This is a genomic window from Nocardia sp. PLKS1-43, assembly GCF_059510335.1.
Window position 1 is genome coordinate 1,708,454 of record NZ_JCAJZQ010000001.1, and the last position, 15,187, is coordinate 1,723,640.

Here is a 15,187-nt window from a genome sequence, read left to right on the forward strand (position 1 = left end):
AGCTGTGGCATATCATTGTTCGATGGCCCAATGCGAAGTTTGCGGCAACGAGTACAAGATGGCATTCACGGTCGAGGCGCAGGGCGCCCGGCACGTATTCGACTGCTTCGAATGCGCTATCCACCGGCTGGCACCCATCTGCGAGCACTGTCAGTGCCGGATCATCGGCCACGGTGTGGAGGCAGGCGGGCGCTTCTTCTGCTGCGCGCACTGCGCGTTGTCCGAAGGCGCCAAGGGACTGGTCGACCACATTTGACCCGCGTCCCGTCCGTGATCCGGCGGACGGGAGAAGACCGGCGAGAACTCCGCTTCGCGCTACGCGCAGCCTTGCAGGGTCGCGTTCGTCAGTTCGGTGACCACGTCGCGAACGTCTCGATGCGCACGAAAGGCGTTGATCTGGCGGCGTGCGCCATTACCGCGGGCAAGTACCGTCGCGATGGTGTCGGTGACGAACGCGTCGTCACCCAGCTCCTTCAAGGCGAATCCCAGTGCATCCACAAGCTGGTCGAGTAGTTCGCGAACAGCCGTTACGTGACCGTTCACCGGGTCCATGCCGTCGCCGTCGATGCCGGTGCGTGCGGCCTTCCAATACGCGGCGAGCAGCGTCTCCACCGGGACCGGCGGCGCTGTGCGCCGCTCGGCCAAGGACATTCGCGCTGTCACCACCGCAGCCCGCACCAGAGCCGCGAGCAGCGCGGTCTCCTCGACTGTGGCGGGTATGTCGCTGACGCGGATCTCGACCGTGGGGAAGGCCAGCGACGGGCGGACATCCCAATACACCATCGTCTCGTCGAGAATGCAGCCGCTGGCCATCATCATGGCTACCGTGGCGTCGTATTGATCGGCCGAGGTGAAATAGGGTGGCGGTCCGGCGCTCGGCCAACGCCGCCACAGAATGTTGCGCCAACTCGCGAAGCCGGTTTCGGTACTGCGGTAGATCGCCGAATTCGCGGTCAGCGCCAGGAACAGCGGCAACCACGGGCGCAGGAAATTGCTGACCTGGATCGCGATTTCTCGATCCGGAACTCCGACGTGGACGTGACAGCCGCACAACCCCTGTTCATGTGCGAGCATGCCGAAACCCTCGGCGATCCGCTGAAACCGTGGCGTACGGGTGACCGGAAATCTGAGTGGCACCGTTGGCGGAATCGCCACTGCCAGCAGGCGGGCGCCGTTCTCTTCAGCGCACTCGGCGACGTCTCGACGCAACTCACGCAATTCCTGGAGCAAGCCCGCCGTTGTGCAGTGCACGCCGGTGTTCGTCTCGACCTGGCATTGGGTCAGCTCCAGTTTCAGGTGGATACCGGCTGCCGCCGCCATCCGTGCCACCTCGGTGTTTTTCGCGACAGGTGCACCGGTTTGCGGATCTGCCAGGAGAAACTCTTCCTCAACGCCGACGGTCACGGAGGCGACGTCCATAGCCACGAGATTACTCGCCGATGTCGCGGTTCCCGGATGTGTCAGCCGACGTTGACGCTCCAGCGGGCGAATCCGCCGGCTTATCGGTAACCCGGCTCGCGAAGCTGTTCTCGGCATCCTGCGTAACGAGCGCATTCCACGGCGTATGTTGGCAGCATGTGCCGCCTGTTCGGCCTACACGCCGGGCGTTCCGTGGTGACGGCGACGTTCTGGTTGCTGGACGCGCGCGACAACCTGTCCGCGCAGAGCACCCGCAATCCCGATGGCACGGGCTTGGGTGTGTTCACCGGCGACGGCTCGGCCGTGGTGAGCAAGCAACCGATCGCGGCGTGGCAGGACAGCGCATTCGCCTTCGAAGCTCACGAAATGACGGGGACGACGTTCGTGGCTCATGTCCGGTACGCGTCCACCGGTGCTCTCGAGGTGCGCAACACGCACCCTTTCCTGCAGGACGACCGGATCTTCGCGCACAACGGCATGGTCGGCGGACTGGACGTACTCGATGCACGGCTCGCACAACTGCGCGCCACCGACCTGGTGCTGGGGCAGACCGACAGCGAGCGCGTATTCGCCCTGATCACCGCCTCGATCCGGGCAGCGGAGGGAGATGTCGAAGCGGGTCTGCTCGACGCCATGCGGTGGCTGGCGCGAAACGTGGAGATCTACGCGGTCAACCTGTTGTTGAGCACGGCGACGGACGTGTGGGCGCTGCGCTATCCCGAGCCTCACGAGCTCTACGTACTCGACCGGCGCGATCTACCCGAACAGGCCGACTTCGAGCTGAAAACCTCCCGTATTCACGCGCGGTCCGAGCACCTCGAGACACAGCCTTCCGTCGTGTTCGCCAGTGAGCCGATGAACGACGACCCAGCCTGGCGGCTTCTCGCCCCCGGCACATTGGTGCACGTCGATGCCAACCTGACGATCACCGAACGCACAGCGCTGCCCGATCCGCCGCGACACCAGCTCACACGTGCGGACCTCGGCCCCACCGCCGCGGCCTCACAGCATCCGGCATCGGCTCGGTAACCGGCCCAGTGCCTGCGAGACAACGCCGCGCAACCGGCACCTCGCGATGAATCAGCCTGCGGCTGAATCGATCTCGTTGGAGACGAACATAGCCGTGGTCCGCCGCGCGCAACCAGTTGTTCGGCGAGCCGGGTACCGCAGACAGAGCTGCCGGACTGCCGGTGACCGGTTCACCGCCCGCCTGGTTCCGGCCCCGGGGGCGGCCAGTGATCGGTCCCGCATGGCTCGCGCCGCACGAGACTTGTACTCGGCGAAGGTCCCGGCCCGGCCATGGCTTTGGGCCTTGCGCCGATCGGCCGCCGGCCCTGTAGCGACATCCGCACAGAGCGGATATTGGAGTGATGGAAATCACATCGGCGCCCGCTTCACGCGGGCCCGGTGTGGCCGGCCCGGTTCGGGTATCCGGGACCGCTGCCGGTCACAGCGTCGTGTTCCTGCACGGTTGGGGTCTGGCGGGGCGCACCTACCGGACGGGGCTGGGGCGGCTCGAACGCCGCGGGATCCGGGTTCATGCGCCGACCATGCCAGGTTTCGGTGGCAGCGCCGGGCTACCGGCGGGCCAGGACAGTCTGCGCGGATACGGCTCGTGGGTGAGCGAGTATCTCAGGTCGCTCGACACCGGTCCTGTCGTGCTGATCGGGCATTCGTTCGGCGGCAGTGTGGCCGCCGTGGCCGCGCACCAATCACCGGGGCTGGTTTCGCGGCTGATGCTGATCAACGCGGTCGGCGGGCCGGTGTGGCGCACCGGCCCGAGCGGTTCCGTTGTTCCGATGGCCGATCGGCCGCTGTGGGATTGGATCGCTCACCTTTATCTGGACCTGCTCCCGGTCCGCCAATCGCCGCGTGTGCTGCCCGCGATCGCGCGAGAGGTGATCCCCGCGGCGGTGGCCAATCCGGTGGCGCTGTGGCGGACCGGCCGCCTGGCCCGCACCGCGGATCTGGTGCGAGAACTCGGCGAAGTGAGCGAGCGCGGCATACCGGTCACGGTCGTGTCGAGCCGCGGCGATGCGGTCGTCCCCGCCGCCGCCAGCGCGGCGCTGTGCGCCGCCCACGACGCCATCCGCGTGATCACGGTCGGCGGCGGCCACAGCTGGCTGCTGTCCGACCCCGACCGGTTCGCTCGTGTGGTGTGCCAGGCCATGAACTATTCGCCGACAGGGTGCGGCGTTCCGTCTCAGGCGTCGGTCCAGGCCCGGTCGGTTCCACGTCCACGCACGAGCGTGGGCCCCGAGATCCGAACTCCGGCGCGCCGCTCTCCGAGGTCCGGGACGAACGGCAGTCCGCTCGATCGCGAAGCGAGCATCGGATGAGACGAATCTTCCGACGCGAGCACGGACATCCAGCGGGCCTCGCAGGTGGTGGCAGTAGTGCTGAGCGTGTCCCCCACAGGCCTATGCGGTCACTTCGCCCGCCGGGGAACTGCCCGAGGCGGGACGCGGGCGGACGCCGGCGTGCATCACCGCTTCCCACCAGGAACTCAACGGACTGGGGTCGGGCCAGATGACCTGATTACGGGAATCATCGACGTCCTGGTGCTCGGGTCTGTTCTGGACCATGGCGCGCTCCTGTCGTAGCCTCGGCAGACCGGCGCCGATCACGACCCGGACGTCCATCTCACAGTCTCATCGCAGCGTCCCTCGCCGGACAGAGCCGCACGACTCGCACGGCTCAGGACTTTCGTCTCCGGCATCGGCCGTGCGGGTCCGGCAGCAACAGATACTTCACCTGCACCCTGATCGCTGCCCGACGACCCGCCGCCCGGGGACTTTCGTAAGCCTACTTGGTCTTCGGGACGCCGGTCTGTCACCGAGAGCGCATCTTTCCGGCCGGCCCCGGCCAACTGCTGGTCGGCTTCGATCAGCGGGAAACGCATCACTCCGCGGCGAGCCATCGTCGCGGCGGCCGCGCTGAGCGGGCCTTCCCGAAGGGCCCACTCGAGCCTCTATGAACGCGGACAGTGCTCGAGCGCTCGGTCACCTCATGCGGGCCGTTGGGGTTGCCGTCGAAGCCGACCAGCACCCGCGGTCCGCAGGACGCGGACTCGCTGCCCGTGGGACTGCAGTTGCCCGGGTCGATACGTTGGCCCGGACCTCTTGTCTCCGTTCATGTTTCGCCGGGCCGGCCGGCAGGTCCGCTCATCGGCGAGATCGAGCAGCACCCCGGCCGGGCGGCCTGCCGAGAATCGGGGCAGCACTGACACATTCGAGGCGGGGCGCAGTACTTCATCCCGATTCCTCTGGGCGCGGCGCTGTTCCAGCTACCAGGCGGTGTGGGTGTTCACGGGTGTCACCGCTGTGCTGTTCGGGCCGGTGCCGGGCTGAGCACCCGTCGGTTCCTTTGACAATCGGCTTCGGGCCACTTAAGTTCCACCCTGCAACGTGCCGTACGTCACTGTCAGTGCTGCAGGGGGGCAAGGGATGCCACCACCGGGAACGACGCGCAGATCCCTGCTGCACGCGGCGGGTATCGGCGCGGCAGCGCTCACCGCGGCGGCATGTACCGGCTTCGCGACCACCGGCGGCGGCGCAATGATCATGCTGTCCACCCAGTTTCGGCCCGTGGACGAGGCCGAACGCTTCCGGGCCCTGCTGGGCCGGACCGCACCCGGCGTCAGTTACGTGACCGTCGAGGAGGGCCCCTTCTCGACGCAGGTGCACAGTCAGGTGGGAGCGGGCTCGACGAAGATCGGGCTGCTCGCCGGTCTGCACGGCGATCTTGCCCCGCTCGCCCCGACATACCTGCAGGACTTGACCGGCCTGCTCCTCGAGCTCGGAAACCGCGGCTGGTCACCGGATTACCTGCGGCTCGCGCGATCCGGCACCGACCGCACCTGGTACATCCCCTGGGCCACGGCAAGTTACGTACTCGCCGCACACACCGACGCGCTGGAGCACCTGCCCTCCGGCGTCGATGCCGCGGCGCTGACCTACGACCAATTTCTCGACTGGGCCGTCGCGGCCCGCCGCGCCAACGGCAATCGCCCTGTGCTGGGTCTGCCCGCGGGCCCGAAAGGGTTGCTGCACAGGTTCATTCAAGGCTATCTGCTGCCGTCCTTCACCGGCGGTCAGATGACCACGTTTCGTTCCGCCGAGGCCGTGACCGCCTGGGAGTACCTGCGCGAGCTGTGGGCCAACTGCGTCCCGGCGAGCACGGCCTACGACTTCATGCAGGAGCCGCTCGAGAGCGGCGAGGTGCGCGTGGCCTGGGATCACGTGGTGCGCTTGGTGCACGCGCCCGAACGCGATCCCCGGAATTGGCGGATGCTGCCCGCGCCCCGCGGCAAACACGGACTGGGCTACATGGCCGTGCTGGCTGGGCTGGCAATTCCCCGCGGCTGCCCCGATTTCGAGCTGGCGCAGCGCACCATCACCGCATTGACCCAGCCGGACAAGCAGATTGCGCTGCTGCGCTCCAATGGTTTCTTCCCCGCGGTCAGTGCGGCGATCCCAGGAGATCTGCCCCCGGCGATCGAACTCGAGGCCGATGCGGTGCGACGCCAGCAGCAGGCGCCGGGCGCGATCGTCTCGCTGCCGCCGGTGGGCCTCGGCCGGCGCGAAGGTGAGGTGAGCAAGGTGTTCCAAGACTGTTTTCGCTCGATCGTGCTGGGCGGGGCAGATATTCGATCGACCCTGGATCAGCAGGCGCGGGTGCTGCAAGGCATTCTCGACGACCTGAAGGTACCGTGCTGGGCCCCCGACCCGGCCGCCGAACTGTGCCGGGTCGGGTAGCCATGACCGGACGACTGCGCTCCCCATGGATGCTGCTGCTGCCCTCGCTGGTACTGATGGCGGCCCTGTTCGGCTGGCCGCTGCTGCAGGGCGTGCTGGCCGCCTTCGGAAACGGTCACGGCTTCACGCCGGCCAACTGGCAACGCCTGTTCGGTGATCCGTACTTCCTGAAAGCGCTGCGGAATACGTTGCTGCTGCTCGTCATCGTCGTCCCGATCCAGCTTGTGCTCGCCGTCGGGATGGCGCTGCTGCTGCAGGCCCGGCCCGGATTCGCGGGCGGGCACTTCTACCTCTGGTGCCTGCCACTGGCGATCTCCGAACTGGCCGCGGGCCTGGTGTGGCTATCGATCTTCGGCGATCGTGGATACCTGAATTCGCTGCTGGTATGGCTCGGGCTGTCCCGCGACGGAGTGCAATGGCTGAATTACCAGCACACCGGCACCATGCTGTTGGCCGTCGGGCTCGCCGAGATATGGCGCGCCACTTCGCTGGTATTCGTCATAGTGGTCGCGGGAGTGCAGCTGATCCCGCGAGATTACGACGAGGCCGCACAAGTTTTCGGCGCCGGCCTGTGGCAGCGACTGCGACACGTCACGCTGCCGCTGCTCGCACCGAGCCTGCAGGCGGCGCTGATCCTGCGAACCATCCTGGCACTGCAGGCTTTCGCGGTCGCACAGGCTTTGACCGGGCGAGATTTCCCGCTGCTGGTCGGCGAGACATATCAATGGTATTCGAATCTGCAGAATCCCGCGGTGGCGAGCTGCGTCTCCCTTGTCGTGCTCGCTATTTCACTCGGCACCGCGGTGTTGTATCTGCGGACCGTGCGACAGCCGGAGGCCGCGCGATGAGCGAGGTGATCCCGAATACCGTTGCCGCCGAGTCGCGAACCGTCCTTCCGCCGGTCGACCGGGCACCGCTGCGCAGGCGGCGGTGGCGGGCGATAGGTGTCCAGCTGGGGTGCATCGCGGTGACGGTGTTCATGGCATTGCCGATCGTGCTCATCGGGCTCTCGGCGGTGTCCTCCCGCGAGGCCCTCGACAAGTTTCCGAAACCGTTTATTCCCGAAAGCTTTTCGGGCGAAACGCTGTCGTCGTTCTTCCGGGCGACGGGAACGATACCCGCCTTCGGTAATTCGGTGCTGGTCGGCCTCTACACGGTGTTCTGGTCGCTCGTTGTCGGCGCGCCCGCCGGGTATGCGCTGGCGCGCTACGCGTTCCGCGGCAAGGACACCTACCAGGTTTTCATTCTGCTGGTCCGCGCGTTGCCGATCGTGGTGCTGTCGGTGCCGTTGGCGACGATCTTCCTGCACGCCGACATCTACGACACCGTGCTGGCCGTGACGCTCGTGCACACCACACTGGCCCTGCCGACCACGGTGCTCATCACCGCGAGCATCTTCGTCGCGGTGCCGGCCGATCTGGAGGAGGCCGCGCAGGTCTTCGGCTGCACGCGCTGGCAGGCCGCCCGCAAAGTGGTGGTGCCGCTGGCACTTCCGGGGCTGGCCGCTTCGTCGATCTTCACCTTCGTGCTGTCCTGGAACGAGATCCTGGGAGCGACGATCGTGACACTGGGCCACCGGACGTTGCCGGCACAGGTGCTCACCTCGCTGTCGGAGGCGTCGGCGCCGTACCGCTTCGCGGGCGGGTTCGCGCTGATCATCCCGGCGCTGTTGTTCATCCTGGTGATGCGCCGTTATCTGGTGAACATGTGGGGGACCACGCTTCGATGAAAGACCTTCCGACGACAGGGATCTGCGATGGCTGAGGTGGTCCTGCGCGACCTGGTGAAGACCTATCCCGACGGCACGGCCCGCGCCACCGACGACGTATCACTCGCGATCGCCGACGGCGAATTCGTGGTGCTGCTCGGGCCTTCCGGCTGCGGCAAGACGACATTGCTGCGGATGATCGCCGGACTGGAGGTGCCGGATTCCGGGCAGATCGTGATCGGCGGCAGAGACGTCACCTATCTCGAACCGCGACGGCGCAACCTGTCGATGGTGTTCCAGTCCTACGCGGTGTTCCCCAACAAGAAGGTCTCCGACAACATCGGTTTCGGGCTGCGGATGCGCGGGGTATCAGGCGAGGAGGTACGGCGCAAGGTGGCCTGGGCCGCCGAACTGCTACAGCTCACACCGTATCTCGATCGCTATCCGGCGAAGCTGTCCGGAGGACAACGCCAGCGGGTCGCGGTGGCCCGCGCGATCGTGATGGACGCCGACGTCCTGCTCATGGACGAGCCCTTGTCGAATCTGGACGCCCTGCTGCGCATGTCGTTTCGCGCCGAACTGAAGAAGTTGGTCGCCGAGCTCGGCACCACCACGATCTATGTCACGCACGACCAGGTGGAGGCGTTGTCGCTGGGCGATCGGGTGGCTGTCATGCGCGCGGGCGTGGTGGTTCAGTGCGGCACACCCACCGACGTATACGACGTTCCCGCAACAGAATTCGTCGGCGGATTCCTCGGCGGTCCGCCCATGAACTTCCTCACCGGGACCATCGCGGCCGGCGAGTCCGGCCCCCGGCTCGACCTGGGTGACCAATCGCTGGCCGCACCCGCCGCCCTGTCCACCTTCGCGGGCAAGACGATCAGGCTCGGCATCCGCCCCGAGTCCATCGTCGTGAACGACGAGCACCGCGGTCCCGCGATAGTCGCCGAACTTCAGGTGCTCGAACCCCTCGGCTCGGCCACCCTGCTCACCACCACCGTCGCCGGGCAGACGCTGAAAGTCCAAGCGCCACCGGCCTTCCGCGCCGAACCCGGCACTTCGCTGTCGCTCCGCCTGCCCGGGCAATCCTATCGCTGGTACGACCCGGAAACCGGCCTGCTGCTGCCGACCTGACGCCGGCCCGCTCTCCCCGACGGACGAGTTGAACGCGGCATCACAGCAGCCGAGCCGCTGGCTCATATCCCGTGGCTCGCGACGTCGCTCGCCCCCCGGAGACGCTGGGCGCGCTGCTACCGGGTTCACCCGGCGCCGTCGATCCTGCCGGTGATCGGCTGGCGGGTTCCGGCGCGTCCGCCGGACTACCGGTACAGGAAGGCGGTCGAGCCGTAGTCGGCCGGCTGATCGTCGTCGAAGGGGCCGTGCTGGATTCCGAACCGTAGCGAGGACAGGTAGTTCACGGCATCGGGGAGCATCAAGCGGTACGCGGTCAGGCAGTAGTCAGCGCATTCGGGGCCGGTTGATTGCTCGGTCGGCGAACCGGTCAGCGGCAGACTGAACCGCCGCCCGAAATCGAAGAACCAACCGCCCTCGTAGAAGTCCTCGGTACCGGTTCCCGGGATCTGCGGCGTCGATGCGCCATCGACATAGGCGCGTTCATTTCCCTCCAGGAACGCCGGCCACCGGAAGCCCGACGGCGTGCCGATTCGGTGACCACGCATCGTGTGCGAAACTCCGACGAACTTGCCGTGGCCCAGTTCGTCGGCGAAACTCCAATCCTGGTTCGGCACAGTCGGTCCCGCGTGTGAGCGAGTGCCGAAACGTCCCGCCGCGCCCGCGCTCAGCGCCACTGCCCATTGCGGATCCGGGTCGACAACCATATCGGTGTCGACCCCGCGTACCGGTGCTCCCGTCGGATTCACCAGACTCACAGCGGCATCGGCGATGAACGGCATCGGCCACCATGCCGAGAGCCATCCGCCGGGGGCGGGATCCGCCGCGAACATCAGTGACCGCACCGGAATCGCGCCGGGAGTACCGAGTCCGAGACCGAAGAATTCCGCGACGGGTGCATCGACGGTCCGCCGGCCGTCGAAGTCGATTCGCAAGCGCAGTCCGGTGAACGCGGCCTCGCTGGGCATCCTCAGCCGCAGCGCCGACACAGCGCCCGGCCCCGCCGCCCGCGCCACCGGCACTGTCGCGCCCGGCGCGATATCGACTGTGCGCGTTTGTGTTCGCGTGTTGGCCTTGGGCGGTTTGGGATCACTCGTGCCCGCCCTGCGGAGCATCGCCAGCACATCCTCGGCGCGGTCCGAGCGGTCGAAGGTCCGCACCCCGACCGGATCCGGGAACCGGCGGTAGGTGACGTGGTAGTACTGCAAATTCCTGGCGATACTCACGCGCATCGAATCGCGGTACGGCATAGGGACTTTGATGTACACACCGCCGGGCGAACGAGTGGCGTCGGCCACCAGCGGAAAGGCGAACGGCGCTCCGGCGGCGCCGCTCACCACAGCCTGCAACGGCGCATCGAGGACGGTTGCCCCGTCCAGCTCGATCCGGATGTTGCCCATGGACGCGACATTTCCACGGTCCCGTGTGAACCAGATCGAATCGACCTCGCCCGGACCGTGATCCTCGGCCACCACGCATCCCGCGCCGCCGCTGTGCAGACAACCGCCGCTGCCGTCGTTGTTGCCACCGCTGCGGTCATAACTGGAGAACTGCTGCGTCCGCACCCCGGGAGCCAGGTACGGCAACCGATCCAGCTGTCGATAGGTATCCCAGCCCACCAGCGCGCCCGGTGTCGGGGCGAATGGTTCCGCACGGGCCGGCACGGTCACCGCCGCGGGCAATGCCGCGGCACACGACACGACGGCCGCGCGCAGCACGGCCGCGCGCAGTATCCGAGCGAAATTTTCGATTGCACACAACGGCATATCGGCCGACCTCCTGCCGGGCGGCGGTCTGCGAAACAACGGCACGACACTGCGAAGTTATCAGCGCACCCAGGCCGAACCGTGGAGTTCGCGCCGCGTCGGCGCGTATCGCTCACGAATCGGCGCGACCGGCCCGCCCGCGCTCGCCCTGTCGGCCGCGGACGGCTCTCGGCAGCGAAGATCCATGAATGACGTTGCCGACGAAGCCTTTTCGCCGCCTGCGCCGCAAAGGTACAGAAGATCGCGGATTGCGCGTAACCATCGAGGGCTCGACCGTCCCGCACTCCGGACCGGCCGAGCCCTCGCGTGTACGCGGGTCGCACATCGGCCGTACTCGCCGATGATGACGGCGTTGCGGCACTGATCCTCCCGCTCGCAATCGGCACGGCCGTGGGCGGAACCTCGGCCCCGCGCCCGGTTGACGCAACTCAGTGGTTGCAATACTATTGCAACCACTGAGTTGCTACTAAGTGAGGTGGTTTATGGGATTCCCCGATCGCATCGAACGGACGATCGAGCTGGCGCATCCGCCCGCCAAGGTGTGGACCGCGCTGACCACAGCCGAAGGGCTGGGCACCTGGTTCGGTAATGAAGCAGGCATCGAGCTGCGCCCGGGCGGTACGGGATGGATGCGCTGGAACGAAGGCGGGCACCGCGCCGACCTGCGGGTGGAGCGGGTGGAGGAGCCGCACGTATTCGGGTTCACCTGGCACATTTTCGGGCTGCCCGAAGAGGATCCGCGCCGGACCTATGTGGAGTTCACACTGGAGCCGGTGTCCGCGGGCACCCGGCTGACCGTGGTCGAGTCCGGTTTCGCCCAGCTCGCGCAGGAGGCGCACCGCACGGCGTTCGACGGCAACACCCGGGGCTGGCGCAGCGAGCTCGACGAACTGGTCAGCTACCTCGATGCGGCCTGACCAGGAGGCGATTGCCGAACAAGTTTTCGTGGCCCTGGCGGACCCCAGCCGACGCGCGATCCTCGCCGCGCTGGCGTCCGCCGGTCCCGCCACGGCAACCGACCTGGCCACCCAGCTGCCGATCACGCGGCAGGCGATCACCAAACACCTGACGCTGTTGTCCGAGGCCGGCCTGGTGACCGCCAAGCCGGGAGAGCGCCGCCGGGTGCGTTACCGACTATGTTCCGCGCCGATGCGGGTGGCGCAACAATTCCTGGCCGCGCTGGCGCGCGACTGGGACGGCCCGCTCGATGCGTTGAAAGACGTCCTCGACCGAGGCTGAAAAGATCCGAACCGAACAGGAATCAGGTTATGAAGACACCGCCGATCGTCTCGCAGAACGAATGGGAGACAGCACGTCTGGAGCTGCTCGTGAAGGAGAAGGAGGTGATGCGCGCGCACGACGCACTGGCCGCCGAACGGCGCCGCATGCCGTGGGTCGCTGTGGACAAGCAGTACGGATTCGACGGACCGGCGGGCCCGGCAAGCCTGCTCGACCTGTTCCAGGGCCGCCGTCAACTGATCGTCTACCGGGCGTTCTTCGAGCCCGGCGTGGTCGGCTGGCCCGAGCACGCCTGCCGCGGCTGCTCCATGATCGCCGACCACGTCGGCAACCTCGCGCACCTCAACGCCCGCGACACCACGCTCGTATTCGCCTCGCGGGCAACGCAACCCGAGATCGAGAAGGTGAAGGCCCGGATGGGCTGGTCGATGCCCTGGTACACCATCACCGACGAGTTCGACGCGGATTTCGGTGTCGACGAGTACCACGGCACGAATGCGTTCATCCGCGAGGGCGATCAGGTTTACCGCACCTATTTCATCCACCGCCGCGGCGACGAGACCCTCGGCAACACCTGGAGCTACCTGGATATGACGGCCCTCGGCCGCCAGGAGAACTGGGAGGATTCGCCCGCGGGCTACCCCGCGGACCCGCCGTACCAGTGGTGGAACTGGCACGACGAGTACGCCACAGCGGTTGACGAGACCGGCGCGCAATGGCTGGGCAGAGTCGCTGCGGCCATCGAGCGCGGCGAGGCCGGCGGCGGGAAGGAACAAGCGCCGCACGACTGCTGCGCACTGCCGACGCAATGACGGTCGATACCGCCGAAAGCCGGCCTGTCGATGCTCGCGTCGACAAGTCGGCAACAGCCCGTTCGGCGCGGTAGCGCAGCGCCGGACCTCGCGGTACGGAGTCCAAGCGTAGCCCGATGTATCCGGGTGGACCGGTTCGCCGAGCCGGTGGAGCGGGCGGGCTCGTCGGCCCCGGGCTGTATTCCCGGATCGTTTCCACGGTGTCGTGGAGCTGGGATCTCAATGGTGAACCTGCGGGCGAGATAGCGTGACAGCGCCTTCACCCGGGCCGTTGCTCCACCGCGGCGTGAATCCCGCTGCGACAGCGGCGAAGTCGTGTTCGAGGCCGGTGCCGGACAAGTGCAGGCTCGGCGGGTCGTCGGCGTGGATCTGCGTTGCCCGTGGGCATGGCCTCGAAGCGGCGCACGCCCCAGTCCGTCTGTCCCCCAGAGTAATTCGCGGCGCACCGAGTTCCGGCGGCGCAGAGTCCGTTCAGCCACAGGGGGTTCCACTCGGTCATCGGTCGGCCTGCATCCACGGCTACGGGCTGGGCTGGTACGCGTCGAGGATATGGGTGCGGTACGGCCCTCGCGCCGGGTGGTCGGCTGTGCCGCAGGCTCCCCCGGCGCGTAGTCCTGGGCACGTCCGATCAGACTGGACACATCGTGCACACCGCCGTCACCCGCAGTCTCCCCGGAGGATCCGATGAGCTTCCACGACCTGCACCACGCCGACACTCCCCTGCTGCTGCCCAATGCCTGGGACGTCGCTTCGGCCATCACCTTCGCCGACGCCGGCTTTCCCGCGGTCGGCACCACCAGCTTCGGTGTCGGCGCCACCGCGGGGCACGCCGACGGCGCCCGCGCCAGCCGCGACGCCACCTCCAGCCTCGTGCACGCACTCGCCGGGCTGCCCGCCTACGTGTCCGCGGACATCGAGGACGGCTACGCAGACGATCCGGCCGAGGTCGCCGCGTATGTCGCGGACCTGGGCGCGGCGGGCATAAACATCGAAGACAGCACCGACGGAACCCTGATCGAACCGGCCGCACACGCCGCGAAGATCACCGCGATCAAGCAGCGGACCCCGGATGTGTTCGTCAACGCCCGGATCGACAACTACTGGCTGGGCCGGCAGGCAACCGTCGATGCCGTGCTGCGCCGCGCCGAACGCTACATCGCGGCGGGCGCGGACGGCATCTTCGTACCCGGCGCCACCAATCCTGTCGACCTGCGCGCGCTTACCGCCGCGATCGACCTCCCGGTCAACGTGCTCGTCGTCCCGGACCTCACCCTCGACGAACTCGCGGCGCTCGGCATCCGCCGGGTCAGCACCGGATCACTGCCCTACCGCGCCGCGCTGGACGCCGCGCTCGGCGTCGCCGGCGCGGTCCGCGACAACGATCACCCGGTCACCGCGACCCCATATCCGCAGGTCCAGCAACGCCTACTCGCCTACGCACAACGGCGCACGTCCTGACGCGCGGCCTACCCGAGAACGCCGCGTCGCCGACCGAGGAATTCCAGCACTGCCGAGCCGCACCAGATGACACTCAGCGCATCCCGGCGGACCCGTCACCGTCGCGGCTGCCGACCTGGCAGTGGGTTCACGACAATAGCGACGTTGGACCATCAGGACCCCGACATCAACACGCCTCGAACGCCGGGGTGGCCCGGCGTACCCCCGGGACAGCCGAAATTCCCTGGGCGACAGGAACGTCGGGAGTCGAACCACCGGCCTGGTACTGAGCTACGCCGACCGCGAACCGCTGCCAGAGATGACTCGGAACCTCACGGTCGGGTCATCTGTGGTGCATTTGCCTGTCCCGTCAGCCGCCGGCCGACAAAATTTCCAATGGACGCAACCTTCCATTTACTGAGGACTGATATTTCGGCGGTTGCGATTTCGGTTATCACACGGATTCCGCGGCGCGCCGTTTCCGACACCTGAGCATGGTCGCCGCCTCGGCGGAATGTTGCTGCCGCTTCACCTTTCGAATTCCTGAGCCACAGGCCGAATGACCTGCCCGGAGGGGGCGCGGGCGGGATAAACCGTTGGGGCGCGGCGGGTTCGGCGGGCGGAATTGTGGAGTCGGGGTCGAAGTCGAGGTACGGTCCTTACGTGACCATCGTGGGCGGGCTGTTGTTGACTCGAAACGCGTTGAGCAGCAGGGGAATTCAAGGTGAACTGCGAACAAACAGACGTTGATCGGATGGGTTTTCGCCGCGGATTTCGGTCCCGCATTCCGGTGTCACAAGGTGTCGGTTCCGCCTGCTCACAGCACAGCTTTTCCGGATTCGTTTCACGTCGTCGACGGCTGCTAGTGCGGCGTTGGTGATGTGAGCCATGAGTCTCGAGATTCCTTCCGGATTGCGA

At 67.2% G+C, this 15,187-nt stretch carries 14 protein-coding genes; 11 read left to right on the forward strand and 3 right to left on the reverse strand.

All coding sequences use genetic code 11. The features are described from left to right. Positions 1–22: 22 nt before the first annotated feature. Positions 23–256, forward strand: a complete 234-nt coding sequence (locus AC5WS7_RS08080) for a metallothionein (protein ID WP_495953677.1) — start codon at positions 23–25, stop codon at positions 254–256. A 59-nt stretch (positions 257–315) separates the two neighbouring features. Here the strand turns inward: AC5WS7_RS08080 and AC5WS7_RS08085 are convergent, their stop codons facing one another. Beyond that, the gene (locus AC5WS7_RS08085) at positions 316–1,419 is read right to left on the reverse strand and encodes a glutamate--cysteine ligase (RefSeq protein WP_495953678.1); all 1,104 of its coding nucleotides are present in this window, start codon (positions 1,417–1,419) and stop codon (positions 316–318) included. A 156-nt stretch (positions 1,420–1,575) separates the two neighbouring features. On the opposite strand from AC5WS7_RS08085, the gene AC5WS7_RS08090 reads away from it, so the two are divergent. Both AC5WS7_RS08090 and AC5WS7_RS08095 read left to right on the forward strand, forming a co-directional pair. Then, positions 1,576–2,448 (forward strand): class II glutamine amidotransferase, encoded by an 873-nt coding sequence (locus tag AC5WS7_RS08090; protein ID WP_495953679.1) that lies wholly within the window; start codon positions 1,576–1,578, stop codon positions 2,446–2,448. A gap of 341 nt (positions 2,449–2,789) precedes the next feature. Further along, a complete protein-coding gene (locus tag AC5WS7_RS08095) occupies positions 2,790–3,758 on the forward strand; it encodes an alpha/beta fold hydrolase (RefSeq protein WP_495953680.1) in 969 nt (322 codons plus the stop codon). Between the two features lie 81 nt (positions 3,759–3,839). Here the strand turns inward: AC5WS7_RS08095 and AC5WS7_RS08100 are convergent, their stop codons facing one another. Then, the gene (locus AC5WS7_RS08100; RefSeq protein ID WP_495953681.1) at positions 3,840–4,004 is read right to left on the reverse strand and encodes a hypothetical protein; all 165 of its coding nucleotides are present in this window, start codon (positions 4,002–4,004) and stop codon (positions 3,840–3,842) included. 861 nt (positions 4,005–4,865) lie between these two features. On the opposite strand from AC5WS7_RS08100, the gene AC5WS7_RS08105 reads away from it, so the two are divergent. From AC5WS7_RS08105 to AC5WS7_RS08120, 4 genes are read left to right on the forward strand one after another with little or no spacing between them, the layout of a single operon-like run. Next, positions 4,866–6,176, forward strand: a complete 1,311-nt coding sequence (locus AC5WS7_RS08105; RefSeq protein WP_495953682.1) for an ABC transporter substrate-binding protein — start codon at positions 4,866–4,868, stop codon at positions 6,174–6,176. A 2-nt stretch (positions 6,177–6,178) separates the two neighbouring features. Continuing rightward, positions 6,179–7,024, forward strand: a complete 846-nt coding sequence (locus AC5WS7_RS08110) for a carbohydrate ABC transporter permease (protein ID WP_495953683.1) — start codon at positions 6,179–6,181, stop codon at positions 7,022–7,024. After that, positions 7,021–7,905 carry a carbohydrate ABC transporter permease gene (locus tag AC5WS7_RS08115; protein WP_495953684.1) on the forward strand — a complete coding sequence of 295 codons (885 nt, stop codon included), beginning with the start codon at positions 7,021–7,023 and terminating at the stop codon, positions 7,903–7,905. The genes AC5WS7_RS08110 and AC5WS7_RS08115 overlap by 4 nt, the downstream gene beginning before the upstream one ends. Positions 7,906–7,932: 27 nt before the next feature. Next, complete coding sequence (locus AC5WS7_RS08120) at positions 7,933–9,018, forward strand: ABC transporter ATP-binding protein (RefSeq protein ID WP_495953685.1); 1,086 nt, start codon at positions 7,933–7,935, stop codon at positions 9,016–9,018. Between the two features lie 185 nt (positions 9,019–9,203). On the opposite strand, the gene AC5WS7_RS08125 is transcribed toward AC5WS7_RS08120, so the two are convergent. Beyond that, positions 9,204–10,781, reverse strand: coding sequence for a glycoside hydrolase family 172 protein (locus tag AC5WS7_RS08125; RefSeq protein ID WP_495953686.1), 1,578 nt, complete (start codon positions 10,779–10,781; stop codon positions 9,204–9,206). Between the two features lie 482 nt (positions 10,782–11,263). Here AC5WS7_RS08125 and AC5WS7_RS08130 point away from each other — a divergent pair, with 482 nt between their 5' ends. The 4 genes from AC5WS7_RS08130 (at position 11,264) to AC5WS7_RS08145 (ending at position 14,290) form a co-directional block, all read left to right on the forward strand. After that, entirely contained in the window at positions 11,264–11,698 is a 435-nt protein-coding gene (locus AC5WS7_RS08130) for an SRPBCC domain-containing protein (protein ID WP_495953687.1), read from the forward strand. Further along, entirely contained in the window at positions 11,688–12,020 is a 333-nt protein-coding gene (locus AC5WS7_RS08135; protein ID WP_495953688.1) for an ArsR/SmtB family transcription factor, read from the forward strand. Before AC5WS7_RS08130 ends, AC5WS7_RS08135 begins: the two co-directional genes overlap by 11 nt. A gap of 29 nt (positions 12,021–12,049) precedes the next feature. Next, positions 12,050–12,832: a DUF899 domain-containing protein gene (locus AC5WS7_RS08140; RefSeq protein WP_495953689.1), complete on the forward strand. Its 783-nt coding sequence runs from the start codon at positions 12,050–12,052 to the stop codon at positions 12,830–12,832. Between the two features lie 684 nt (positions 12,833–13,516). Further along, on the forward strand, positions 13,517–14,290 hold the full coding sequence (locus AC5WS7_RS08145; protein ID WP_495953690.1) for an isocitrate lyase/PEP mutase family protein: 774 nt from the start codon (positions 13,517–13,519) through the stop codon (positions 14,288–14,290). Positions 14,291–15,187: the final 897 nt, after the last annotated feature.